Origin of the sequence: Streptomyces asoensis (genome assembly GCF_013085465.1) — a bacterium.
Classification (GTDB): domain Bacteria; phylum Actinomycetota; class Actinomycetes; order Streptomycetales; family Streptomycetaceae; genus Streptomyces; species Streptomyces cacaoi_A.
On record NZ_CP049838.1, the window covers coordinates 5,469,172 to 5,494,040 of the forward strand.

Annotated in this window: 22 protein-coding genes; 11 read left to right on the plus strand and 11 right to left on the minus strand. The window is 71.9% G+C overall.

Translation table 11 applies throughout. The features are described from left to right. The first annotated feature begins 4 nt into the window (after positions 1-4). On the plus strand, positions 5-508 hold the full coding sequence (locus G9272_RS24470; protein WP_171398550.1) for a hypothetical protein: 504 nt from the start codon (positions 5-7) through the stop codon (positions 506-508). 25 nt (positions 509-533) lie between these two features. After that, positions 534-716 (plus strand): ferredoxin, encoded by a 183-nt coding sequence (locus G9272_RS24475; protein ID WP_171398551.1) that lies wholly within the window; start codon positions 534-536, stop codon positions 714-716. Here the strand turns inward: G9272_RS24475 and G9272_RS24480 are convergent. The 3 genes from G9272_RS24480 to G9272_RS24490 all read right to left on the minus strand — a co-directional run bounded on the left by G9272_RS24480 (position 706) and on the right by G9272_RS24490 (position 8,046). Continuing rightward, the gene (locus G9272_RS24480) at positions 706-1,476 is read right to left on the minus strand and encodes a glycosyltransferase (RefSeq protein WP_171398552.1); all 771 of its coding nucleotides are present in this window, start codon (positions 1,474-1,476) and stop codon (positions 706-708) included. The two genes, G9272_RS24475 and G9272_RS24480, sit on opposite strands and share 11 nt — an antisense overlap. A 348-nt stretch (positions 1,477-1,824) precedes the next feature. Beyond that, the gene (locus G9272_RS24485) at positions 1,825-5,988 is read right to left on the minus strand and encodes an NACHT and WD repeat domain-containing protein (RefSeq protein WP_171398553.1); all 4,164 of its coding nucleotides are present in this window, start codon (positions 5,986-5,988) and stop codon (positions 1,825-1,827) included. A 426-nt stretch (positions 5,989-6,414) separates the two neighbouring features. Beyond that, the gene (locus G9272_RS24490; protein ID WP_171398554.1) at positions 6,415-8,046 is read right to left on the minus strand and encodes an MFS transporter; all 1,632 of its coding nucleotides are present in this window, start codon (positions 8,044-8,046) and stop codon (positions 6,415-6,417) included. Between the two features lie 423 nt (positions 8,047-8,469). On the opposite strand from G9272_RS24490, the gene G9272_RS24495 reads away from it, so the two are divergent. Together G9272_RS24495 and G9272_RS24500 are read left to right on the plus strand one after the other, a co-directional pair. Next, positions 8,470-9,891: a DUF2252 domain-containing protein gene (locus G9272_RS24495; protein ID WP_171398555.1), complete on the plus strand. Its 1,422-nt coding sequence runs from the start codon at positions 8,470-8,472 to the stop codon at positions 9,889-9,891. Positions 9,892-9,983: 92 nt separating this feature from the next. Continuing rightward, positions 9,984-10,436: a BBE domain-containing protein gene (locus G9272_RS24500; RefSeq protein ID WP_171398556.1), complete on the plus strand. Its 453-nt coding sequence runs from the start codon at positions 9,984-9,986 to the stop codon at positions 10,434-10,436. Here G9272_RS24500 and G9272_RS24505 read toward each other — a convergent pair. Beyond that, positions 10,355-10,921, minus strand: a complete 567-nt coding sequence (locus G9272_RS24505; protein WP_171398557.1) for a TetR/AcrR family transcriptional regulator — start codon at positions 10,919-10,921, stop codon at positions 10,355-10,357. The two genes, G9272_RS24500 and G9272_RS24505, sit on opposite strands and share 82 nt — an antisense overlap. 84 nt (positions 10,922-11,005) lie before the next feature. Here G9272_RS24505 and G9272_RS24510 point away from each other — a divergent pair, with 84 nt between their 5' ends. Further along, the gene (locus G9272_RS24510; RefSeq protein WP_171398558.1) at positions 11,006-11,659 is read left to right on the plus strand and encodes an NAD(P)-dependent oxidoreductase; all 654 of its coding nucleotides are present in this window, start codon (positions 11,006-11,008) and stop codon (positions 11,657-11,659) included. On the opposite strand, the gene G9272_RS24515 is transcribed toward G9272_RS24510, so the two are convergent. After that, positions 11,640-12,254: a TetR/AcrR family transcriptional regulator gene (locus G9272_RS24515; RefSeq protein ID WP_171398559.1), complete on the minus strand. Its 615-nt coding sequence runs from the start codon at positions 12,252-12,254 to the stop codon at positions 11,640-11,642. The genes G9272_RS24510 and G9272_RS24515 overlap by 20 nt on opposite strands. Before the next feature lie 42 nt (positions 12,255-12,296). Next, entirely contained in the window at positions 12,297-13,046 is a 750-nt protein-coding gene (locus G9272_RS24520) for an SDR family oxidoreductase (RefSeq protein WP_171398560.1), read from the minus strand. A 149-nt stretch (positions 13,047-13,195) separates the two neighbouring features. Here G9272_RS24520 and G9272_RS24525 point away from each other — a divergent pair, with 149 nt between their 5' ends. Next, complete coding sequence (locus G9272_RS24525) at positions 13,196-14,038, plus strand: helix-turn-helix transcriptional regulator (RefSeq protein WP_171398561.1); 843 nt, start codon at positions 13,196-13,198, stop codon at positions 14,036-14,038. A 41-nt stretch (positions 14,039-14,079) separates the two neighbouring features. On the opposite strand, the gene G9272_RS24530 is transcribed toward G9272_RS24525, so the two are convergent. Together G9272_RS24530 and G9272_RS24535 are read right to left on the minus strand one after the other, a co-directional pair. After that, positions 14,080-15,309: a PP2C family protein-serine/threonine phosphatase gene (locus G9272_RS24530; RefSeq protein WP_171402152.1), complete on the minus strand. Its 1,230-nt coding sequence runs from the start codon at positions 15,307-15,309 to the stop codon at positions 14,080-14,082. Positions 15,310-15,445: 136 nt separating this feature from the next. Continuing rightward, positions 15,446-15,955: an Asp23/Gls24 family envelope stress response protein gene (locus G9272_RS24535; RefSeq protein WP_171398562.1), complete on the minus strand. Its 510-nt coding sequence runs from the start codon at positions 15,953-15,955 to the stop codon at positions 15,446-15,448. Positions 15,956-16,578: 623 nt separating this feature from the next. On the opposite strand from G9272_RS24535, the gene G9272_RS24540 reads away from it, so the two are divergent. The 3 genes from G9272_RS24540 to G9272_RS24550 all read left to right on the plus strand — a co-directional run bounded on the left by G9272_RS24540 (position 16,579) and on the right by G9272_RS24550 (position 18,043). Continuing rightward, entirely contained in the window at positions 16,579-16,977 is a 399-nt protein-coding gene (locus tag G9272_RS24540; protein ID WP_171398563.1) for a DUF5994 family protein, read from the plus strand. 206 nt (positions 16,978-17,183) lie between these two features. Further along, positions 17,184-17,780, plus strand: a complete 597-nt coding sequence (locus G9272_RS24545; protein ID WP_171398564.1) for a DUF5994 family protein — start codon at positions 17,184-17,186, stop codon at positions 17,778-17,780. A 5-nt stretch (positions 17,781-17,785) separates the two neighbouring features. Next, the gene (locus tag G9272_RS24550) at positions 17,786-18,043 is read left to right on the plus strand and encodes a hypothetical protein (protein ID WP_253267927.1); all 258 of its coding nucleotides are present in this window, start codon (positions 17,786-17,788) and stop codon (positions 18,041-18,043) included. A gap of 78 nt (positions 18,044-18,121) precedes the next feature. Here the strand turns inward: G9272_RS24550 and G9272_RS24555 are convergent, their stop codons facing one another. Together G9272_RS24555 and G9272_RS24560 are read right to left on the minus strand one after the other, a co-directional pair. Beyond that, positions 18,122-19,630 (minus strand): ATP-binding protein, encoded by a 1,509-nt coding sequence (locus G9272_RS24555; RefSeq protein ID WP_171398565.1) that lies wholly within the window; start codon positions 19,628-19,630, stop codon positions 18,122-18,124. Continuing rightward, entirely contained in the window at positions 19,627-20,367 is a 741-nt protein-coding gene (locus G9272_RS24560) for a response regulator transcription factor (protein WP_171398566.1), read from the minus strand. Before G9272_RS24560 ends, G9272_RS24555 begins: the two co-directional genes overlap by 4 nt. A 123-nt stretch (positions 20,368-20,490) precedes the next feature. Between G9272_RS24560 and G9272_RS24565 the strand changes: the two genes are divergently transcribed. Beyond that, positions 20,491-21,705, plus strand: coding sequence for a DUF3500 domain-containing protein (locus tag G9272_RS24565; RefSeq protein WP_171398567.1), 1,215 nt, complete (start codon positions 20,491-20,493; stop codon positions 21,703-21,705). A gap of 1 nt (position 21,706) precedes the next feature. Continuing rightward, on the plus strand, positions 21,707-22,990 hold the full coding sequence (locus tag G9272_RS24570; RefSeq protein ID WP_171398568.1) for a HupE/UreJ family protein: 1,284 nt from the start codon (positions 21,707-21,709) through the stop codon (positions 22,988-22,990). Positions 22,991-23,072: 82 nt separating this feature from the next. Here the strand turns inward: G9272_RS24570 and G9272_RS24575 are convergent, their stop codons facing one another. After that, positions 23,073-24,770, minus strand: a complete 1,698-nt coding sequence (locus tag G9272_RS24575) for a transglycosylase domain-containing protein (RefSeq protein WP_171398569.1) — start codon at positions 24,768-24,770, stop codon at positions 23,073-23,075. Positions 24,771-24,869 lie beyond the last annotated feature (99 nt).

The window sequence follows — 24,869 nt, forward strand, 5'->3', positions numbered from 1 at the left end:
TGCCATGGAGATCGAACCGGGCCGTCCGAACCGTCCTGCCCGGAGCCCGCAGCCGACGGGCGCACCCCGTTGGGTGGCGATGTTCTACGAGCCGGCGTCGGCGTCCTGGCGGCCGGGCGCCGAATCCCCCGACCGCACGCCCGTGCTGTACGCGATCGGCGAGATGACGCAGGTCAAACGGGCTCGGGGCGACGAGGTCGCCGTCGACCTGTGGGGGCCGAAGGACGGTGAGTGGCAGCGCTTCGACCCGTCCCCCGCCGCGGCCACGCCGGAGGCCGCGCCCCCGCCACCGGTCGACGGTGCCGCGCGGCCCGGCCACGCCAGGCTCGCGGAACGCATGGAGGACCGCCGGCACCAGGTCCTCATGGCGGGCCTGAGCAAGGCCGGCCTCTACGACCTCGCGCCGGACGACGTGACGGCCGTCCGGACCCTGGTCGACCAGGTGGACGAGGCCACGCTGCGCAGGGTCGCGCACTGGATGGCCCTGGCCGGCGGGCCGGTTGAGTGACCGGGCCGGAGGGCAAACACGTCGTATGACGGTCTCCGTGAACCGCGAACTCTGTTACGGCTCCGGCGAGTGCGCCTTCCGTCTGCCCTCCGTCTTCACCACGGCGGACGGCTTCGGAGCCGTCCTGCCGGGACGCGAGGACACGGGCGACGACCCGGAGGTGCGGGACGCGGCCGAGCGCTGCCCGTCGCAGGCCATCAGTCTCTAGGGGTGCCCCGGGGCGGGTAGCTCCAGCGGAAGGACTCCAGCGCCCGGGTCCGCGCCTCCACCACCGTCATGCGCGCCTCCCGTTCGGCGGGGTCGACATGCGCGGACTGGCCCGTCACCTGACCGTCCCACTTCCGGTAGAGCAGCCCGGTCCGCGCCGAGAACCAGCCGCGGCTCACCGAGTTGAGCGCCAGCAGGACGCCGGTGTCCTCGGACGCCGGCAGGGCCATCCAGCCGCCCAGCGCGGTCAGCAGGTCCCGCCGTACGAAGAGACTCGCGGGGTGCACCGGCGCGCGGAAGTCGTTCGCCTTCCAGTGGTCGAGTACGGCCCCGCGCTCGATCGGCCCCTCGGCGGGATCGCCGGGGAAGCCGACCGTGGTCCCGTCCGGCAGGAGGTCGAGGGCGCTCGAGGTCGCCCAGCCGAGGCCCGGATCGCGTTCGAGGGCGGCCAGATCGCGGGCGAGGGTGCCGGGCGCGAGCCGGTCGTCGGCGTCCAGGACCTTCACGTACTCGCCCTCGGCGTGCGCGAGCGCGATCGTGCGGGCGACTCCGGGCCCGCCCGGGCGTCCCTGACGGAAGGTCACCCGGGTGTCGGAGGGAACGTGGGGCGCGACCTCGTCCGTCGTGCCGTCCTCCTGGATCACCCAGTGCCAGTCCCAGCCGGCGGGTAACTCCTGTGCGCGCAGCGACTCGTAGGCCTCGGGCAGATACCGGGCCGAAGGGGCGTGCACGGCGGTGACTATGACGATGCGTCGGCTCACTTGGGCACTTCCAGGCAAAGTTCCGGGAGATCGAGGCGCCCTGAGCGCCCGCGCCCCCCGTCGTCACGGACCGCGATCACTTTGCTGGATATCGGCACATCGCCAGCCTACGACTCCCGGTCACCGGAACTCACCGAGGGTTCACCGACCGCTCACCGGGACGGGCCGCACGGGAAAAGGGTGGGGAAAGGGCAGGAGAAGGGCGGGAAAGCGGCAGGAAAAGGCCCGGTCGCTGGCGACGGGGGATGCACCAGCGACCGGGCTATGGCCAAGGCTAACAAGGCTGCCGGGTCGGCGGGAGCCGACTTCTCAGCTGCCCCACCGTTGTGATCGGGATCACTCTCCCGGTCAGTCCTCGCACGGGGGCTTGTAGGAGAGCCGGGGCAGGTATTCGTGCCACTTGTCGGCCGTCAGCACGCCTCGCGTGGTCGCGCAGATACGGGTGATCGCCTCGTCGACGTCCAGGTTCCACAGCCGTACGGTGTCGGCGCCGCTGGAGACGCCGAGCATGTGGCTGTTGGGACTGAAGGACAGGAAGTTGCCGGTCTTGGCGTTGGGGCTCATCGACTGCCCGATCGGGGAGGCCCCGGCCGGGTCGGTCACGTTCCACAGCCGGATCGTGTTGTCGTTGCCGCCGCTGGCGAGGGTGTCGCCGTCCTGGCTGAAGGTCAGCGACACCACCGCCTCGGTGTGGCCGGTGAGGGGCGAGCCCCGCCGGGACGCCTGCGCCGGGTCGGTCACGTTCCACAGCCGTACCGTGTCGTCGTCGCTGCCGCTGGCGAGGGTGTCGCCGTCCGGGCTGTAGACGAGCGCGTTGACGGGGCCGACGTGCCCGGTGAGCGGCTTGCCGACGGGCGTGGTGTGCCGGGGGTCGGTCACGTCCCACAGCCGTACGGTGTGGTCCGCGCTGCCACTGGCGAGGGTGCGTCCGTCCGGGCTGAACACGAGGGAGTTGACGAACCCCTTGTGGCCGGTGAGCGGGGAGCCGAGCGCGGTGGCGTGGGCGGGGTCGCCGACGTCCCACAGCTGGATGGTGCGGTCGTCGTAGGCGGTCGCCAGCGTGCGTCCGTCCGGCGCGAAGGCCAGCGCGTCGGGGCCCAGGAACCGGGTGCGCAGCTCGACGGGCGGCCCGGCGGAGACCGGCCGGGCCGGGTCGGCGACGTCCCACAGGTACACCGCCCGGTTGGCGGTCAGCACCGCGAGGGTACGGCCGTCGGGCGAGAACGCGAGCGTGCGCTCGCTGCCGTCGTCGGGCATGAAGGGCGCGCCCAGCGTCACGGGCCGGTCGGGGTCCGCCACGTTCCACAGCCGGACCCTGCCGTCGCGGGCGGCCGTGGCCAGCACCTTTCCGTCCGGCCGGAAGGCGCCGCTGCGGCCGATCATGTCCGACGTCGGGATCGACCAGAGCCGGACCTTGCTGTCGCCGTTGCCGGTGGCGAGGGTCCGGCCGTCGGGGCTGAAGCCGACGGCGTACATCTCGCCGCTGCCCCCCGCGAGCGGCTCGCCGACCTGCGAGGGGTACGCCGGGTCGCTCACGTTCCACAGGGTGGCCGTGCTGTCCGCGCTGCCTGCGGCCAGCATGGTCCCCGCGGGGTTGAACGCCACCGACCACACGGGACCGGTGTGCCCGGTGAGCGGTGGGCCGAGCTGGGTCGCCCGGCCGGGGTCGGTCACGTTCCACAGCCGGATCGTGTCGTCCGCGCTGCCGCTGGCGAGGGTGTCCCCGTCGGGGCTGAAGTCCAGGGAGTGCACGGTGTCGGTGTGACCCGTCAGGACCTTGTCGATCCGCAGCGGCCGGCGCGGGTCGGCCGTGTTCCACAGCCGGACCGTGTTGTCGTCGCCGCCGGCCGCGAGGGTACGGCCGTCCGGGCTGAACGCCACGGAGCGCACGGCGGCGGTGTGGCCGGTCAGCGCGCCGAGCGCCGTCGGCCGGCCCGGTTCCTCCCCCACGCTCGGCTTCGCTCGCGCGGACGGGGCCCCCATGTCCCACAGCCGTACGGTGTGGTCCTCGCCCGCGGAGGCCAGGATCCGCCCGTCCGGGCTGAAGGCGAGCAGGTAGATCGTGCCGGTGTGGCCGGTCAGGGGCTTCCCGAGCGGGCGCGGGTGGGCGGGATCCCGGACGTCCCACAGCCGGACGGTGCCGTCGTCGCCCGCGCTGGCGAGGGTGTGGCCGTCCGGGCTGAACACCGCGCTGCTCACCCAGCTCTTGTGGCCGGTGAGGGGCTTGCCCAGGGGTTTGGGGCGGGACCGGTCGCTGACGTCCCAGAGCCGGACGGTCCGGTCGTAGCTGGCGGTGGCCAGCACCTTGCCGTCCGGACTGAACGAGGTGAGGTAGACGGCGCCGGTGTGGCCGAGGAGCGGCGTGGCCAGCGGCGCGTTCACGATCGAGATCAGGCGGTTGTTGGTGCCCGCGTCGCCCGGCCGTAGGTCGTGCGCCACCAGGTCGAGCTGCGCGGACAGCGACGGATCCGTGTACTGGACACGGTCGGCCTCCGCGACCACCTGCTCGAACACGGCGTCGTTGCGCTGCTGCCAGGCGACCACGGCCGCGCCGACGGCGAGGATCGCCAGCACCACCAGCGCCGACACCGCGCCCCGGCTGATCCACACGATGCGCCTGCGCAGCCTGACCGACGCGGCCAGGAACTCCACCGCGCTGCGGGTCAGGAAGGTGTCGCCGGCGGACTTCGCCCAGCTGTGGGCCTGCTCCAGCCGGGAACCCCGGTAGAGCAGCGCCGCGTCGCGGTTCGAGCTGTCCCAGGCCCGGCCGTCCTCCTCCAGCCGCTGACGCAGCAGATGGTCGCTGCGGTCCTCGTCGATCCAGTCGCGCAGCCGGGGCCAGGCGTGCAGCAGCGCCTCGTGGGTGATCTCGACGGTCTCCGCGTCGAGGGTCACCAGCCGGGCGCGCACCAGGGCCTCGAGCGACTCCTCCGTCTTGCCGGGGTCGGCCGACTCCTCCGCCAGCTGCCGACGGGTGCCCCGGCGCCGGGTGGCCTGGGTGTCCTCGCCGAGCCGGACCAGCCGCATCAGGAGCAGCCGGGCCGCCGTACGCGCCGCCGGGTCGAGCCCGGACCAGGCCCGCTCGGCGGTCGCCGCCACCGCGCCCTGGATGCCGCCCGCCGCGCGGTAGCCGGCCAGCGTCAGCCGCCCCGCCTTCCGGCGTTGCCAGGTGGCGAGCAGGGCGTGCGAGAGAAGAGGAAGCGCGCCCGCGTGCGCTCCGCGCGGACCGTCGACGGTCACCTCACGGATGATCAGCTCCGCCAGCCCGGGCTCGAGTTCCAGCCCCACGGCCCTGGCCGGGCCGGTCACCGCCTCGCGCAGCTCCGAAGTGGACAACGGCCCCAGCACCATGTGCCGGTGCTGGAGCGCGTCGGAGAGCTCGGGGTGGCTGAGGCACTCCTCGTAGAAGTCGGCACGGACGCCGAGGACGACGAGGACGGGGGGCGGTAACGGTGTGCGGGCCGTGCCGGTGTCGGCGGGGGCGCAGGCGGCGTGCAGGAGCTGGATGAAGAGGCGCCGGTTCGCCTCGTCGGGGCAGAGGGTGAAGGCCTCCTCGAACTGGTCGACGATGATGACGGGGCGTGCGGGGAGGTCGGAGGGGCCGGAGGGGCCGGACGCGTGGGACGCTTCGGAGGAGGGGGCCGTGTCTCGTTGCGCCCAAGCGGTGACGGCCTCCCGTACGGCCCGCGCGAAAGCGGGGGTGCCGGGTTTCCCGGCGTCAGCGGCAGTGGCAGGGACTGTGGTTGAGGCCGAGGCGGCGAAAGGGGCGAGCTCGGGGATACGGCTGGTCAGCTCGGCGAGCGGATCGGCGCCCGGCACCAGCTGGAGGACCTCCGCGGAGTTGCCGGCCTGCGCAGCCCGGCCGCCGCTGTTCCGGTCGGCCGCCGCTCCGTTCTGGAGGGCGGGCACGAGACCGGCGCTGAGCAGGGAGGACTTGCCCGCCCCGGAGGCGCCGACCAGCATGACCAGGCCGCCCGTCCGTTCCGTCGCGCGAAGCTGGGCGACGAGGGCGTCCGTGCTCCGCTCCCGACCGAAGAACCAACGGGCGTCCTGCTCTCGGTACGAGGCGAGCCCGCGGTAGGGGCACACCCCTCCGGGGACACCCTGAGTCTCGGCCGCCGGTCGCTCGCCTTCCTCCTCCGTCACCGAGGAGACGGGGACATCGCCGACGACCGGATCGGCCACCGCCCGTTCCCACAGCCGCTGCCACTGGCCGAGGTCGTACAGCCCGGTGGACACCGGTGCGGGCCGGGCGCGCCGCGCCTCGGGTATCAGGACATGCAGCACCGCGGCGAGGGCGGCGAACTGGGCGGGTACGTTCTTGGCCCGTCGCCAGTCGCTGATCCGCTGGGTGGACACCCTTACGGGTCGTCCCCGCTCGTCGACCCGCTGGAGTCGGGCGACCGTCTCGGACACGCGCTTGAGTGGAGGGTTGCCGGCTTCCTTGTACAGCAGCGCGAGTCGTTCCGCGAAGGCTGTGCGTGCGCCCGAGTCGGAACTCAAGGCCTCCACCCCTAACTTCCCCCGCGCCTGCAATCCGGACCGGAAAAACCACTTTATATGGCTGACCTGCGGTTAAGTGGCTGACCGGACATCGGATCCTCCTCGGTTCGGGCCGTAGCTGGCAGGATCCGGAGGCAGAAGCGCATCAACCGGGCGTAACGCGGGCGACCGCACGCCCGGCGCGCGAACCGCGCCGTCATGGCGTGGTCGACTCCGCCCGCACCGTTCGTCACCGGTCCGCACGAGGGGAGGGACCGGTGCCGAACGGTGCGGCGTGTGACGATCCTCAGGTACTGACGCCGACGACGGGCTCGCCCCGGACCGGCGACCGCCCCGCCGCCGGAGCCGGAGGGCCTCGCGACGGTGGACGACGAAAAACTCCGCCGACGGTGGACGACGAAAACTCCCGCCGACGGTGGACGACGCAAGCCTCCGCTACGGCTGGGTCGAGCCCGGCGCGGTCGAGCCCGGCTGGGTCGTCGGGATCCGGTGGGTGAAGAACAGCGCGAGCAGGGCGGCGAGCGCGAGGATGGCGAGGGCGGCGCGCAGGCCGTCGAGCCGTGCCTCGGCGTTCGCGTCGAGCGCGGCGTCGGTCACGGCCGCGGTCGCGTCGGCGTCCTCGAGGACGGTCTTCAGCTGGGCGTCCGACAGGAAGGGCGCCCCGCTCTGGAGCTGCACGCTCGCCTGGCTCTTGACCCGGTCCGGGACCGCCGGGTTCTGTTCGACGCTGGTCAGGAACGAGGTGGTCAGCGTGGCGATCATGATCGACCCGGCGAGTGCCGTACCGATCGAGGCGCCGAGGTTGGTGACGGAGTTCTGGACGCCACCGACCTCCGCGCTCTGCTCGTCCGGCACCGCGGAGACGGTGACCGAGCCGAGCTGGGAGGCCAGCGCGCCCATGCCGAGACCGATCAGCAACAGCGGAATCGTGACGATCTCCGCGCCCGCGTCCGCATCGAGCGCGGCCATCAGGACCACCGCCCCCGCGAACATCGCGAGGATCCCGAGCCGCACGACCCTGCGCGGTGAGACGTCCGGGAGGAGCCGTGGGATCAGGATCGCGGCGCCCAGCAGGGTCAGCGAGAGCGGCAGGATGCGCGCGCCGGTCTTGAGCGCCGACAGGCCGAGCGCGACCGACAGATAGAGCGGTACGACGAAGAACACGCCCATCTGCACGAGGTACTGGAAGAAGAACATCGTCAGGCCGCCGGTGAGCTGCTTGTTCCCCAGCAGGGCCGGCTCCACGAGCGGCTCCCTGCCCCGGGCGACGAGCCGGGTCTCCCAGCGGAGGAAGACCCAGATCAGGAACAGGCCGGCGAGCATCAGCCAGACGACCGGCGAGACTCCCAGCCAGGAGGGCGCGTCGGGTTTCGGCCGGAACCAGCCCCACTGGGACGAGCGCAGGACGCCGAACACGAAGATCCCGAGCCCCAGGGCGGAGAGCACGGCCCCGACGAGGTCGATGCGCGGGCGCCTGTCGGGCGTCGCGTCGGCGACCCGCCGGGCCAGCACCAGGATGCCGAGCACGAGGATCACTTCCCCGGCGAACACCCAGCGCCAGGAGAAGTACGTGGTGGCCACGCCGCCGATGAGCGGCCCCACCGCGATGGCCACCGCTCCGGCGGCGGCGACGAGTCCGTAGGCGGCGGGGCGGCGTTCCACGGCGAAGTTGCCGGCGACGAGCGCCACGATCGCGGGCAGGATCAGCGCCGCCCCGATTCCTTCGAGGAGCGCCCAGCCGACCAGCAGCACCGGCAGGTTCGGGGCGAGCGCCGTGGTCAGCGACCCGCATCCGTAGATGACGCAGCCGATCATGAAGGCCCGCTTGCGGCCGATCAGCGCGCCGACCTTGCCGCCGGGGATCATGAGCATCGCCATCACGAGCGTGTACGCCGTGATCGCGCCCTGGATCCCGGTCACGGTCGAGTCCACGTCCTCGGCCACGGTGGCGATCGACACGTTCATGACGGAGCTGTCGAGCGCCATCAGGAACTGGCCCGCCGCGAGTGTCAGCAGGACGATCCGCCCCGTTTTCGAACTCCCGTGCGTATTCGCTGTGGCGGTCATTGTCGAATTCTCGCCACGGTCACGCGGAACGTGTCCGCGACCCGCCAGCGGGGTCAGCCGGGTGGTGGCTCGCCGCGTGCCCATGTGGCACGCGAGAAGAGGCCGACGCTCACGCCGACGGCGATCCCTCCGAGGGTCGGCCGGCACTGCCTCTCCGGGCCCGTGGCGTGGCGGGGGACGGGAGATCACCCGAGGCGGGTGAAGTGTGCGGCGCGAATCGCTGGTGGTCTGGAGGCGGACACACCGGCGATGCGACAGGCGTCCGGGCGCCCGCACCGGCCGGTGCCGACCGCGCTCCCGTCGAGGCGCGGGCACGCGGACCGCCCGCTCGTGATCGGCCGAAGGGAGCCGCAATCTCGCCATGGCCATGACCGTCGTCGGCGCCCCGGGCGTCTGGCGAGACCACCCCACGGAGCCGCAGCCATGACCGAAAACCACCTGGACGGACACGACGTGCGGCACCGCGCCCCGAAGGAACGGGCCGCGCTCGGCAAGGCCGCGCGGGCGACCGCGCCCCGCTCCAGCCACGCCGAGTTCACGCCCGGACCGAAGCGGCCGGACCCGTTGAAGATCATCGAGAAGCAGTCGGCGACACGGCTGCCCGGCCTCGTGCCGATCCGCTACAGCAGGATGTCCGAGTCGCCGTTCCGGTTCTACCGGGGGGCCGCCGCCATCATGGCGTCCGATCTCGCGAACACCCCGACGACGGGACTGCGGACCCAACTGTGCGGTGACGCCCACATGTTGAACTTCCGGCTGCTGGCCTCACCCGAGCGGCGCCTCATGTTCGACATCAACGACTTCGACGAGACGTTGCCGGGTCCCTGGGAGTGGGACGTCAAGCGCCTGGCCGCGAGCCTCGTCATCGCGGGCCGGGCGAACGGCTTCAGCACCAAGGAGCGGGCCAGGATCGTACGGGCCACCGTGCGGTCGTACCGGGAGAGCATGCGTTCCTTCGCCGGACTCGGCAACCTGGCCGTCTGGTACGCCCAGTTCGATGTCGGCTGGGTACGGGACCGGTTCGGGGCGGACCTGTCCGCGCGGGGCCGCGAGCGGTGGGCGCAGGCCGTGACCAAGGCGCTCTCGCACGACACCCTCCAGGTCTTCGACAAGCTCACCCACGTCGTCGACGGCAGGCGCCTGATCGCCCCCGACCCACCGCTCATCACCCGTCTCGACGACCTGCTGCCCGGTGAAGGACGCGGTGGCGACGTAGAGAAGGGCATCCGCCGGCTGATCGAGCGCTACGGCCAGTCCATCCAGTCGGACCGGCGGTACCTGCTGGAGCAGTACCGGGTGGCCGACATGGCCCGCAAGGTCGTCGGCGTCGGCAGCGTGGGCACCCGCTGCTGGATCGTGCTGCTGCTCGGCAAGGACGACGAGGATCCGCTGTTCCTCCAGGCCAAGGAGGCCGACGAGTCGGTGCTGGCGCCCTTCGCCGGGGTGAGCGCGTACCGGACGCAGGGCGAACGGGTGGTCGCCGGACAACGGCTGATGCAGGCCACCAGCGACATCTTCCTGGGCTGGGAGCGCGTCGAGGGCATCGACGGCCGGCGACGGGACTTCTACGTACGGCAGCTGCGGGACTGGAAGTGGGTCGCCGTGGCCGAGGACATGGTGCCCCGCGGCATGCGCACCTTCGGCGCGCTGTGCGGCGCGACGCTGGCCCGGGCGCACGCGAGATCCGGCGACCGGATCGCCATCGCCGCCTATCTGGGCGGCGGCGACAGCTTCGACCGGGCGCTGGTGACCTTCGCCGAGCAGTACGCGGACCAGAACGAGCGCGACCACGAGGCGCTCGTCACCGCGGTCAAGGAAGGGCGGCTGCCCGCCGAAGAGGCCTGAAGGCATCCGGGAACCCGCCGCACGGGGGCCTGCGGCGGGTTCTCCAGCGTTGCCCGACCAGGGCACCAACCGGGCTTGGCACGCTCCGGACCATGATCAACGCCGTCGCCCCGGACGCCACCGCCTTCCCGCACCGCGAGGCCGCGTACAAGGCGGCGTGGTCGATCTGGTGGACCGACCCGGCCGCCGAGGCGGACTCGCTGCGCTGGATGCGCGAGTTCTACCACGGCGTCCACGCTGCGACGGGCGGCGTCCCGGTCATCGACGACGTGACCGACGGCTGCTACGTCTACTACCCGGACATCGACCTGCGCGAGCCGAAGTGCACCACCTCGGACGTCCCCTGGTACGAGCTGTACTACAAGGGCAACTACGCCAAGCTCCAACAGATCAAGAAGACGTACGCCCCGCGCAACTTCTCCGCCGGTGAGTACCGGTCGGCGCTGAGCACGGTTCGGTGCGGTCAGGGCAGCAGGGCGGGGAGCAGGCCGCGCACGAGGTCGACGGCGGCGGACTCGGGAAAGTCCGAGCCGCCGCCGAAGTAGCAGAGGAAGGCCTGCTGGAAGCAGGCGCCCATGAGCAGCGCGGCGGCAGCCGCGGGGGAGCTGCCGGCCGATACGCGGCCCAGGTTCTGCTCGGCCGTGAGGTAGTCGGCCAGCATGTCGACCGGGTGCCGCGGGCCGGCGCCGTATCCGGTCAGGGTTTCGCGGGTCGCCGCCATCAGCCGGGGCTGGGCGACCATCGACGCCATCATCGGGAAGGCGTGCAGGTAGAAGCGCAGAGCGCTGTCGGTCACGGCCACCAGGTTGGCTTCCACGGTCTCCGCGCCGGCGACGGCTCCGCCGGGGAAGGCCGGCATCCGCTCCCGCAGGACATGCAGGAGGATCTCCTCCTTGTCGCGGAAGTGCTTGTACAGCAGCGCTTCGGAGTAGCCGGCCGCGCGCGCGATCTGCTTGGTCGTGGCCTGGGCGACGCCCTGCTCCCGCATGACGGCGGCAGCCGCGTCCAGGATCCGCTCCCGCGTGTTCATGATTCCCCTGATTCCCCTTGACAGGTGAGTGAGTACTTACCCACTCTATGGGTGAGTGAATATTTACTAACCCAGGGGGCTTCCATGAGACTCACCGTCTTCGGCGCGACCGGCGGGACCGGCAGCCAGATCGTCCGCCAGGCCGCCGACGCCGGCCATGAGGTGACCGCCGTCGTCCGCGACGCGAGCAGACTGCCCGCGGACCTCCGGGACCGGATCGGGATCGTCGAGACGAGTGCCTTGCACGACGCCGGCGCCGTCGGAACGACCGTCGCCGGACGCGACGCCGTCATCAGCGCGATCGGCACACGGGACCTGAAGGACCCCACCAGCGTGTGCACCGACACCGCCCGCGTTCTCACCACCGCGATCGGGGCGACCGGCGGTCCCGAAGGGCCGCGACTCGTCCTCGCGAGCAACACCGCGATGGCCCCGGGCCCCGGCGACGACCCGCTCACCCGCTTCGTCGTCAAGCCGGTCGTTCTGGCCCCCCTGCTCCGGCACATGATCGAGGACATGCGCAGGGCGGAGCAGCTCGTCCGCGCCTCAGGTGTCCCCTGGACGATCGTCCGAGCGGGCCGCCTGACCGACCGTCGGAGCAAGGGCGGCTACCGCCGCGCAGTGGACCGCAACGTCCTCGGCGGCTTCCAGATCACCAGAACCGACTTCGCCACCGCCCTGCTGAACACCGCCACCGATCCGGCCACCACCGACCACGTCATCTCGGTGGCCAACTGACCTGCCGGTCGGTGGTCACCCGCCGTACCAGGTCCACCCAGGTGGCCTGGAGGCGTGCGACGGGGATCCCGCACCCGACGTGCAGGTAGTCCGTCGTCTCGAAGTTCGCGAAGGCGAGCAGGGCGTGGGCGAGCATGTCGTGATCCCCGTCGACTCCCGCTTCTCCGAGAAGGGTTGAGACATGACGGTGGAAGGCGCTGCCGGTGCGGGAGGCGTGGCGGCGTTCGTGGATCACCTGGCGTCCGAGCGCGGCGCCCAGATCCGTGTCGGCGGCGATGCGCTCGATCAGGGCACAGCCGAACGCCACCAGCCGGTCCCCCGCGGGGGCGCCCGGCCCCAGTGGCGGGGCGCCGGAGACGTACGCCTCCTCGAACTCGGCCTCCGCCTCGCCGAGGAGGGCGATCAGGAGTCCGTCGCGGTCGCCGAACCGGCGGAACAGGGTGCCCTTTCCCACCCCGGCCGCCTCCGCGACCTCCTGCATCGTCACGTGCTCGGCTCCTCGCTCGGCCACCAGCCGGGCGGCCGCCTCCAGCAGCCGGGCACGATTGCGGGCGGCATCGGCCCGCTCGGCGGTGACGTCGTCCGGTGCGGTCATCCACTCGTCCTCATCTGCATCCGACGCGTCGGCCTCTGCACATCAGACGCCGCTGAGCATGGCGAGGACATTGTCGTACGTGCCGTTGGCCTCCGCGTCCCGCACGAACCGGGCGCGCTCGACGACGATCTCCCCGGCGTCGGGCTGCTCGCGCAGGAGGGTGAGGGTCTCGGTGAGGAAGTCGTCGAGCGGCATGGCGTTCTCGTCGTCCTGCTGTCCGAGCAGGGTGGTGCGCACGCCCGGCGGAGCCACCTCGATCACCTGGACGCCGGCGTCGGCGCCGGAGAGCTGCACGCGCAGGCTCTCGGAGAAGGAGTGCAGGGCGGCCTTGGTCGCGTTGTAGGTGGGAGTGACCGGCAGCGGTACGAACGCCAGCGCCGAGGTGACGTTCACGACGGCCGCGTCGTCCTTGCCCAGCAGCAGCGGCAGGAAGGCGTACGTCACCCGGATCGTGCCCAGCAGGTTGACCGTGACGTGGTCCTCGGCGACCCGGAGGTCGGCCGGGTCGAGCAGGTTCTCCCGCAGCATGATGCCGGCGTTGTTGACCAGGACGTTCAGCTCCGGGTGGGCGGACGCCACCGTTTCCTGGGCCCGGGCGATCGAGGCGGGGTCCGTGACGTCGAGGACGAGCGCCTCGATGCCCGGGTGCTCGGTCGTGATCTCGTCGAGGAGCTCCTTGCGGCGGCCGGCGACGATCACCTTGTTGCCGGCCTCGTGCAGGCGCAGGGCCAGGCCGAGCCCGATGCCCGAGGTGCCGCCGGTGATCAGGATCGTGTTGCCGGTCATCTTCATGGGATCTCTCCTTCGCTGGGCACGAGCTGCTGAACGCCACGCCCGCAGCCTCGACCGTAGGAGCGCCTGCCCGGAGGCGGGAGAGGAAGGTTCATCCATGGATCGGCGGTCCCTGGCTGGGACAACGCAAAGCGGCGACGATGGAGGGCATGGACAGGAAAGAGCTGGCGGAGTTCCTGCGTCGACGGCGCGAGACGCTGCGCCCCCGCGACGTCGGACTGGTCGAGGGCCCGCGGCGGCGCACCCAGGGGCTGCGCCGCGAGGAGGTCGCCCAGCTCGCCGGCATGTCCACCGACTACTACGCCCGCCTGGAACAGCAGCGCGCGCCGCAACCGTCCCTCCAGATCACCACGGCCCTGGCCCGGGCCCTACGGCTGACACCGGACGAACGCGACCACCTCTTCGCCCTCATCGGCCACAACGCCCCCGCCCGCTTCCAGCGTTCCGAGCACGTCAGCCCAGCCCTCATGCGGGTCCTGGAGCGACTGAACGACGACACCCCGGCCCTGGTGCTGTCCGACATGGCCGACACCCTCGCGATGAACCCGATCGCCGTAGCCCTGCTCGGCGACCAGACGCGCCACACCGGACTGGCCCGCAGCGCCTACTACCGCTGGTTCACCGACCCCGCCGAGCGGCTGGTGTACCCCGAGGAGGACCACCCCCGCCACAGCCGCGCCCAGGCAGCCCGCCTACGGGCCGCGCTCACGGTCGGCAGCGGAGACCCCCGGGCCACCCGGATCATCACCGAACTCCACGAACGCAGCCCCGAGTTCGCCGACGTGTGGGAACTCCAGGAAGTCGCCCAGCGCTACCGCGACAGCAAGACGATCCTCCACCCCGACCTCGGCCGCATCGACGTCGACGCCCAGGTCCTGTTCACCGAGAACCGCGCCCAGACCCTCGTGGTCATGACCGCCCGCCCCGGCACGGAAAGCCAGGGAAAGCTCGAGCTCCTCTCCGTCATAGGACACCAGCAGCTCACCCCCTGAAGTCTCCACCCGTGCAGGCGCGCGGCAGGCCGCGCCCCGGGTCAGCCGGGACCGCGCCACTCGAGCAGCAGCAGGGACGCGTCGTCCGTCGTGATGCCGCCCCGCGCCAGCCTGAGCGCGTGGGAGAGGGACCGGGCCACGGCCGGGACCTGCTGCGCCGTCCGTTCGACGCGGTCCACCCAGCGGATGAGCTGTTCCTCGCCGAACTCCACACCGCCCGCAAGGTGCTCCTCGACCAGTCCGTCCGTGAAGCACATGATCCGGTCCCCGCGATCGAGGTCCAGCTCACTGACCAGGGGTTCGCGACCGCCGAAGCCGACGGGGAGCGTCGTCGGGCCGCGCAGCCGCCGCACGACGCGGTGCCCGCGGATCAGCAGCGGAGCCGGATGCCCCGCGTTGACCCACTGGAAGCGGCCCGTCGCCGTGTCGAGCCGCATCATCTGAGCGGTCACGAAGTGGTCGGGGCCGAACTGCTCGGCGACGGCGCGGTCCATGAACGCGTAGATCTCCGCCAGCCCGACGCTGATCCGCCGTGCGTGCCGGTAGGCGCCGATGGCCACCGTGGCCATCGTGGCGGCGTCCAGGCCGTGGCCCATCGCGTCGACCATGGTCACGTGCAGCAGATCGCCGTTGAGGGCGTAGTCGAAGCTGTCGCCGGCCACGTCGTAGGCGGGCTCCAGCACCCCGGCCAGGCTGATCCGCGGCGTGGACATCGCCAGCGGCGGCAGCAGCGCCCACTGGATCTCCGCCGCCACACTCATCGGTTCGCTGCGCCGGGCCCGGAAGAAGAGATCGGTGTACCCGTGCTTGGCCATCAGCGTGTCGGCCACCAGAGCGGCGATCCGGCGCAGCAGCCGCCGGTCGTCCTCCACCACCCGGTCCAGGGTGACGGCCATGATGCCCACCTGGTCTCCGCCGTCCTGGAGGGGCAGGTAGACGCGGACACCGTCCGCCCGCGGCACTTCGACGCGACGAACGGCCTGGAAGGCACGGCCGGCGTCGGAGTCCTCGATCGGCTGCGGATCGCCGGCCGTCAGACCGGCGAGCGGCAGGGGCACCAGCCACACCTGGCCGTAGTCCAACAGGAAGACCGAGGTCTCCCGGCCGCCGAGCCTGCCCACCGCCTCCGCGATGAGCACACCGAGGAGATGGGGCGGAACCTCGTGGCCCTGGTCCAGCAGGGCCCCGAGGAGCTCCTCACCGAATCCCTCCGAGCGGCCCCACCCAGGAGGGCCGTGCCGTCCCGGAGCGCTGCGTCGCCCGGGACGGATGCGCCGGTGGATCCGCAGGAAAGGTCTGTGCACACGAACTCCCGACGCAGCCGCTCGGCCGAATCAGCGTTGCCACGGCCTCTGCCGTCCATCCCACAGGATCTCTCGCACGACGACCACCGCAGGGATCGGCGGTTCACCTCACGCGGTTCTCACCCGCTTCGGGCTGCTCTTCCTCCTCCTCGTCGGGAAGATGGACGTCGTCGACGGCGATGTTGACCTCGACGACCTCCAGGCCCGTCATCCGCTCCACCGAGCCGATGACGTTGGAGCGCACGTCACCCGTCACGTCGACGATGGAGACGCCGTACTCGACGACGATGTTCAGGTCGACGGCGGCCTGCCGCTCGCCGACCTCGACCTTCACTCCTCGCGTGGCGCCTCCGCCTCCGCCACCGCCGGGGACACGTTCCCGCATGGCGCCGAAGGCGCGGGCCATGCCTCCGCCGAGATTGTGGATGCCCGGCACCTCACGGGTGGCCATGCCCGCGATCTTGGCCACCACACCGTCCGCGATGGAGGTCCTGCCCCGGGTCTCCGCCGGAGCCCCGGCTCCGGTACGGCCCTTCAGCGTGCTCACGCCCGTACCCGGCCGGTCGCCCGAGCCGGTGCTGCTCGCTTGCTTGCTGGTGATGTTGTCTGTCATGACGATCGCCTCGGCCCTGTCCGATGTGCTGTGCGGCCCCCGAGTACCCGCGCCTCCCGAGCCACGAACGGGATCGGCATGATCGAAGGGACCGGTGGTCCTCCGTCGGCCCGATATCGGCCGACGGACCCGGGGACGCCGCCGACGGTGGCGCGAGACAGGCCCCGGCCCGAGGTGCCGGAGCGGGCCGCGTCACGGACCCGTGTCGACCCCCGTCCTTCCGGGGCGCGGGGGAGTAGCTTGGGGGAGCGAGGATCCTCCGTACACCGGCGTTCAGGCCGGTCTCGTCCTCCTGGTTCGACCACACCGGGTGCTTCGCGCTCGAGGCAGGTTCCGCCTTATGGCCGCCGAAGCCGCACACCTGTCCGATCGTTCCTCGGCCGCGCCGAGGGTGTCGTCGTACCCGGCAGTCGCCCGGCAGGCCGCCGACGCGCTTCGCTGGTTCTTCGCCTGTGACGAAACCGGCGGCTCTCCCCCCAGGCGCGAAGGCGGCGGCTCGCGCGGACAGCCGACCGCGGACGGCAGGAGCAGCTGACCGCTCCGCCCCCGCGACGACACTTCCGTCCCCACGCAGGGTCGACGTGTCCTGCGGGCCGCACCCTCGGCAGCCGACAGGAGCAGATATGACCACCGCACTTCAGCCCCCGCTCCCCTCCCACCCCCTCCTCCGCCTGAGCCTGGCGCCCCGCGGCACCATGCCACGCCCCATCGACGGCGCCTGGTGGCCCCGCTCCTACGACCTGCTCGCCGAGCTCCCCCGTCTCCTGGGCGGACTGCCGCCCGAGTGGGGCCAGATCACCAGCGTCACCTTCAGCGGGTCGAAGTGGTCCGCGACGCCCGGCCGGACACTCGTCTGCAACCAGGTCGTACGACTGCGCAGAACCGTGACGGCATCCGACCCGGACACCGTCGTCCTGCTCGCGCCCGGCCAAGGGCGCTGGGATCTGCTGGTCGTCCCTCCGGACACCACCGAGCATGCCGCACAGGTGTTCATGGCAGCTGCGGCAGACGATCACTCCTGACAGCGACCCGCGGACGGGCCGCGTGGGCACGCGGCGGAGGGCCGTGCGGCCGCACGGTCCGTTCGGCCGCACGGTCCGTTCGGCTTGACCGAGGAGTAGCCTGAAATCACCGAGGATATTTCGCGCACCGGCTTTCACGCTCGTGTCGTTTTCGGCGATTCACTATGCCGGGCCGGTCATCACCGGCCCGGGGCAGGGTTCGCGTCATGACTGCGACCATTACCCTCTCGCCGACACTCGAAGCCGAAGACCGGTCCTCCTCGTCCTCCCTCCGTCTGTCGCTCGCTCCCTCCGGTCCCGCGCCGGCTCTCCTGGACGGCGCCTGGTGGCCCCGTTCCCGCGATCTGGTGGCGGAACTCCCGTCTCTGACAGCCGCGCTGGAGCCGTTGTGGGGGCGGATCACCCGGGTCACGGTGAATCCCACCCACTGGCCGGCCGTGCCGCGCAAGGTGCCCGTCGCCGGGCATGTGGTGAAGGTGGGCTGGTTCCTGGCCGAGCAGGATCCGCACGAACTGCTGCTGCTCTCCTACCGCATGGGCCGCTGGAACCTCCTGGTGGTCCCGCCGCGCACGGATCCCGCCTCGGCCGCCTGGCTGATGGCCGCCGCGAGCGACCCCCTGGGCACCTCGACCGCGAGCCGGCTGATGGAGCAGGCCGCGCGTCTGCGGACGGTGTCCGAGTCCGACCGGGCCGTGGAAGCGGTCTGGGACTCCGAAGGGGGACATGAGGCCCGCGCCCGGGCCGCACGTCCACGCATCCCGGCCGTCACCGCCGCGCTGCCGTACCGACCGATGGCGAGGTGAGGACCATGCAGACGTTCGTGACCGTGATCGTGGTCCTGGCGATGATCGCCTTCGGGGTGCTCCTGATCCACCTGCTCAACTCGCAGCACAGCGACCGCATCGCGGCCTTCCACTACGGCCGCTCCGGGACGCCCGTCGAGGGACCGTCTCCACCGACTCCGCGCAAGACGCGCGGTCGGCCGGAGCCGAGCGCCACCGGCGGCCGCACGCGACGGTCACGACGGCGGACGCCGACGGCTCCACCCCCGGCGCCGCACCCCTGAGGTGTCGTCCCCGGAGGTGTGAGCGCGGACAGGCCGGGCCGCCCGTGTCGCTGGTGAGGCAGGGGTGACGCAGTGTGGTCAGTCCGCGGCCGCTGCCTCCGACCGTGGGCCGGAGCCCGGCAGAAGACGTGATCGGCTCACCGTGAAGCCGACCGCGGCGCCACCGCCGGGCCGCGTACCCGCCGACACGGATCCGCCGTGGGCCTCCGCGACGTCGTGGACGATGGCGAGGCCGAGTCCGGAGCCGGGCAGACCGCGTGCGCTGTCGGCCCGGTAGAAGCGGTCGAACACCCTGCTGGTGTCGGCGGCGGCGATGCCGGGCCCCCGGTCGTGGACGGTGACCGCTCCCTGGCGGATGCGCACCTCGATGGGCTCGCTGCCGTCGGCGTCGAACTTTGCGGCGTTCTCCAGCAGATTGCCCACCGCGCGTTCGAGGCCCTGGGAGCTGCCGCGCACCACGGAGTCGTCGGCGTCGACATGGACCAGGCGTCCGGTGCGCCGGTACACGCGTCGCGCCGCCCGGCGCGCCACCTCGGCCAGGGCCACGGGTTCTTCGGTCTCCCCGCGGCGGCCTGCCAGTGCCAGTTCGACGAGTTCGTCGACGAGGTGACCGAGTTCGCGCGTCTCGTGCTGGATGTCGTCGAGGAGCCGGTCGCGGGAGTCGGGGGACAGCTCGCTGACGCGGTGCAGCACGGTGGCGTTGGCCAGCAGGCTGGTCAGCGGGGTCCGCAGCTCGTGGGCGGCGTCGTGCACCAGCCGTTCCTGGGCCTCCCGGGCGGCGACCATGCGGCCGAGCATCCTGCTGAAGGACGCGGACAGCCGCCCGACCTCGTCGCGTCCGCCCACCGGTTCCGTGGCGTCGTGCGCGACCCGGCCGTCCGTGCTGACCTCCTCGGCGACTTCGGCCAGCCGGGCCAGCCGTCGGGTGACGCGTCCGGCGAGCAGCCGGCCCGCGGCCGCCGCGACGAGCATGACCGCCAGACTGACCGCCGCGATCTGTCGCGCCATGCCGGCCAGCACCTGGCGGGTCTGGTCGACCTGGACGGCCACCTGAAGGGCGCCGCGGCTCTCGCCGAGAGCGGTCGTCAGCAGGCGGTAGCTGTGGCCGCCCGCGTCGATCTCGGTGGTGTCCGACTGCCCGGCCTCGCCGGAGGCGGCGAGGGCGCGCGCGGCGTCGGACACCGGCAGCTTCTCCAGCGGGCCGCTCAGGCGGATGGGCGTACCGTCCCGGCCCACGGCCTGGAGGACCGGCTGCGGTGCCGCTTCACCCCCCGGGGCGGGCAGGTCCAGTCCGGGAAAGGGAGCGGGGCTCCGGCTGACGGGGCTCTGACTGACGGCGCTTTGGCCGGCGGGGCTCTGACCGACCGGGCCCTGGCCGGCGGGGCCTTGGCCGACCGTGTCGGCCGGAGTCTGCTCCTTGCGTTTCTCCATGCCACGGGTCAGGGCCACGGTGGTCGACCGCAGCGTCCGGTCGACCTCCGCGAACACGCGGTCGGAGGCGGCGAGGTAGCTCAGCGCACCGACCGTCACCGCCACCGCGGCCCCGACGGCGGCGAAGGCGAGCGCGAACCGCGAGCGCAGGCTCATGGCCGCCGCGCCGCGTAACCCACGCCGCGTACCGTGCGGATCAGGTCGGGTGCTCCGGCATCGGTGAGCTTGCGCCGCAGATAGCCGATGTATCCGGCGAGGTTCTTCGCGTCCACACCGGCGTCAGGACCCCAGACGCTTCGGTAGATCGCCGCATGGTCCAGTACGAGGCCCTCGTCGCGCACCAGAAGCTCCAGCAGGTCGAACTCGGTTCTGGTCAGCCGTAGTTCCGCCGCGCCCCACCATGCACGTCGCATGCCGGGGGAGACGCGCAACGACGCCATCCGCAGCACGTCACCGGGGCGCTCGCCCTCCCCGCCCTCCTCGGCCCCCTCGCTCTCCTCGGCCGGTGAGGCGGGCGATGCCGTCAGCACGGCCCGACGCAGAAGTGCCCTCAGCCGCGCGAGCAGTTCGGGCACCTCGAAGGGTTTGGGCAGGTAGTCGTCGGCGCCGGCGTCCAGACCGTTCGCCCGGTCCGGGATCCCGGCCCGTGCGGTGAGCAACAGCACGGGGACGCGGTCCCCGTCGGCGCGCAGCACACGGCACACGGCCACACCGTCGATGTGCGGCATCATCACATCGAGGACGAGCGCGCTGAAGGACTCCCTGCGGGCCAGGACCAGGGCCTCCACACCGTCACCTGCGGTGACGACGTCGTACCCCTCCAGCTCCAGCGCCCGCTCGACGGCTTCGCGGACGGCACGATCGTCGTCGGCGACGAGGACACGCTCCGGCATGCGCGCATGGTCGCACAGCGTTCTGTGAGCCGCTTCTCATCCAATTCCGGACTGGCTCCGGCCGCGCTCTGAGACCGCACTCCCACGATGGAGGCCCCCACCACCTCACGCCACAGGAGCCCCATGTCCTCCCACACCCGCCCCGTTCTGCGCCGGCCCGTGGTGCTCGCCGCGTGCCTCAGCGTCGCCCTCGGCACCGTCGGCTATCTCGCGTTCGACCCGGGGTCCGCCTCGGCGACCACGGTCGCCAAGCAGGCGGTCCCGGCCTCCGCGGCCCGCACCGGCGCCGGCGGCGCCAACACCGCCCAGGTCGTGAAGGCCGCCAACGCCTTCCTCGCGACGCTGTCCGACGAACAGAAGGACGCCGTCCTCTACGACTTCGACGACGCGGCGAAGAAGACCGGCTGGTCGAACTTCCCGACGCCCGTCGTCGAGCGCAACGGCCTCAAGCTGGGGGACCTCACCGACGCACAGGACGCGGCGGCCATGAAGGTCATGGAGGCGGCGCTCAGCAAGCAGGGTTACGAGGAGCTCGTCGAGATCCGCAAGGCGGACGACTACCTCGGCTCGCTGTCCGACACGGGGGACGGGTCGACGGCCACGCCCACCGCCACACCCACCGCCACGCGCACGCCGCCCTCCGGCGCACCGACCGACGGGACCGGCGGCGGGCCGGGCGGGCCGGGCGGTGGCGGCGGTGCCAACTTCGGCGCGGAGTGGTACTACATCTCCTTCTTCGGACAGCCCAGCAAGACCGGCGAGTTCACCGTCCAGTACGGCGGCCACCACGCGGCGTACAACATCACCTACGCCGGGAACAACGTGACCATGTCACCCACCCTGACCGCGGTCGAGCCGGAGGAGTTCGTCCTCGACGACAAGGCCTACGCCCCGCTCGCCGACAAGCGGGCCGCCACCATCGGCGCCGTCCAGGCGCTCACCGCCGACGAACTGGCCGCCGCCGAGATCGACGGCAGCTTCGACGACCTCTACCTCGGCCCGGGCAATGACGGCCCCTTCCCGACCGACCCCGAGGGCGTCCTCGTCAGCAGCCTCACCAAGAAGCAGCAGGCGAAGGTCACCGCGATGCTGCGCACCTGGGTCGACGACCTGGACGAGAAGGCCGCGGCACGGCTCCTGGCCAAGTACGTCTCCGAGTACGACGAGACGTACATCGGCTGGAGCGGCGGCACCACCATCGACAACGACCAGACGTACGTCCGCCTCGACGGCCCGTCCGCCTGGATCGAGTTCTCCAACCAGCCCGGCGCCTCGACCGACGAGATCCACCAGCACACGATCTTCCGGGACGAGACGTCCGACTACGGCTGGGAATGACATGACGTCCGTGCGCCGCCTCTTCTCCACTCTCCTGCTCGCGGCGTTCCTGCTGGTCGGCGGCCTCGCGTCGCCGGCCGGCGCCCACCCGATGAGCACCTCGGCCGTCCTGCTCGACATCCGTGACGACCGGGTCGAGGGAGAGATACAACTCCCCATCGACCGCCTGGCGATAGCCGTGGACCGCGACCTCACCCGCACGAGCGTGCTGGGCGAGGACCGGACCTTCCTCAAGAGCTACGCCACGCAGCACATCAGCGCCGTGGGCGAGGACGGCACCTCCTGGACCACGACGCTCGGCACCGGATCGGTCCGGACGATCGACGGGACGGCGCACCTCGTCTACCCGCTCACCATCCGTCCGCCGGACGGCCAGGTCACCGACTTCCGTCTTCGCTACGACGTCATCGTCGAGGAACTCCTCACCCACAAGGTCATCGCCACCGTCCGGTACGACTTCGACCGCGGCATCCTGAAGACGGACGACGCCGAGACACTCGGCGTCCTCGACTGGGACACCAAGAGCTTGCGGGTCCCGGCCGACGAGGGTTCCTGGCTGAAGGGCTTCGCCACCACAGCGGGGCTCGGCATCGAGCATGTCGGTGAGGGCGCCGACCACCTGCTGTTCCTGCTGATGCTGCTCATCCCCGCCCCGCTGGTGGCCGCCGGCGGCCGATGGCGCGCCGCGGACACATCGCCGCGCCGCGGTCTCGTACGCGTCGTGCACGTCGTGTCCGCGTTCGCCCTGGGCCACTCGCTCACCCTCGCCCTGGCGGCCTCGGGAGTGGTCCACGTACCGTCACGGCCGGTCGAGACGCTCATCGCCCTCTCGATCGCGGTGTCCGCGGTCCATGCGATACGGCCGCTGGTGGCACGCGGCGAAGTACTGATCGCGGCCGGTTTCGGACTGGTCCACGGCCTGGCCTTCGCCTCGCTCATCGGCGACCTCGGCCTCGACCGCGGCTCCCTCGTGACCACGCTGCTGGGCTTCAACCTGGGCATCGAACTGACCCAGTTGCTCGTCGTCGCCCTGATCATGCCGTCGCTGATCGTGCTGGCCCGCACGACCGTCTACCCCGCGTTCCGCATCGGGGTGGCCGTCATCGGGCTCGTGTTCTCGGTGTCCTGGATGCTCGAACGCGCGACGCTGACCGCAGGCGACCCGTTCGAGGGCGTTCAGACCTGGCTGGTCGGACACCCCCTGCTCGTCGCCGGCGCGGTCGCGACCCTCGCCGTCGCCGCCCGCCTCCGACACGAGGTGCCCTGGACGGCGACCGGAAAGTAGGCCCTGCCTGCGCGTTGCGTCGAAGCGCTTTGACAGCAATTCGAAGATCAGGGCCGGGCCCGGCTCGCCGCCACGCTCCACGTCAGTTCGCCGCGTCACCCTCCGCGTCACTCTCCGCGTCACTCTTCGACCCGCCCTTCGAGGTGGCAGCGTCCCAGATCCCCGCCGCCACGCTCCGTGCGAACTCTGTCGGCGAGGGCTCGTTCGGCAGCTGGGCGGGCACCGACGTGCCCTTTCTGCTGCCTGCCCGGTCGGCGAACAGCGCGACCGTCAGGGCGAGTCGGTCGTCGTACCCGGTGGTCCACACGGTCCGCCGGGTGATCCCGCCCCCCGCCCCGGCGATGGCGAAACCCTTGGCCTCCGCCGAGCCTGCGTCGACGTCGACGGCGGAGGGCGTCGGTCCGGCCCCCGATCGCACGCCCGCCACCAGCGCCTCCTTCTCGTCCAGGACCTGCCGCGCATCGGGACGCGCCCGGTAGACGGTGCGGCCCTCCCGTGTGATGCGTGCGACGGTGTACGGGGTGGCGTACCTGCCGTCCGCCGCCACCGTCGCGTACGCCGATGCCAGGTTCAGCGGGGTCGGCGCCGCCGTCTTCACCAGCTTGCCCAACGGCTCTCCCGCGTGCCCCACCTCGCTGAACGGTGCCAGGGCCGTCCCCGCCTCCACCGCCCCGCTCACCGCGTCGTTGAACGACTGCCGCGCATAGTCCGAGCCCCCGTACAGCAGCCGCACCGCTCCGTCGCCGGGCACCATGCCCACGACGGCGGTGTGCACCCGCACGCCCTTCTTGCCCCCCGGATGCTTCTGTACCAGTTGGGTGGCGCTGTCCTGTAGCGCCAGGTCGAAGGTGGTCGTCACGCTGTAGCCGCCGCTCGCGAGCCGGTCCTCGGTGATGCCGAGCCGGTCGGCGGCCTCCTTCGCGGCGACGTCGATCAGGTACTGCCGCTGCCCCTCGGTCTCGCCCGGCGGATAGAACCGGAACGCCGGGAAACGCGCCGCGGCCCGCTGTTTCGCCGTGATGCTTCCGCTCGCGGCCATCGCGTCGAGCACCCACTCCCAGCGGTTCTCCAGCTTCGCGGTCACCTTCGGATCGGAGCCCGCCTTCTCGTAGTACGAGGGGATGTTGAGGATGGACGCCAGCGCGGCGCCCTGCGCGACCGTCAGGCTCTTCGCGTCCACGCCGAAGTAGTTGCGCGCGGCGGACTGGATCCCGGCGGCACCCCGCCCGAAGTACACGGTGTCGAGATAGCCCTCGAGGATCTCGTCCTTGGAGCGGGTGCGGTCCAGCTTGATCGCGATGAGTGCCTCACGCGCCTTGCGGGCCAACGAGTGTTCCGGGCTCAGCAGCGCGTTCTTCACGTACTGCTGGGTGATGGTGGAGCCGCCCTGCGGGTCGCCGCCCGTCAGCGTCGCCAGCGTGGCCCGCGCGATGGCCCGCGGCGAGATCCCGCTGTCCGTACGGAAGGAACGGTTCTCCGCGGCGATCACCGCGTCCTGCACATGCCGGGGGACCGCGGACAACGGGATGTCCTGCCGGTCGACCGGTCCGCGCCGGCCCAGATAGGCGCCGTCCGAGTCGAGGAACACGGTGCTCTGGGTGACGGTCTCGGGGTGTGGCTTCGGAATCGACGTCAGGTGGTACGCCACGACGGCCGCCGCACACAGCGTCGCGAGCAGCGTGAGGAAGGCGTAGCACAGCCGGCGAAGCCGCCGACCCCGGTTGCGCCGGAACCGGATCCGCAACGGCGCGCGCTCACGGTGCCGGCGCCCCGACAGCATCCCCTTCCTCGGCCGCCGCGCCGCGCGCCCCGGCCGAGGCAGCCTGTCCGCCCCGTCCCCGTTTCCGTCCCCGCTTCCGTTCCCATTCCCGTCCCCGTT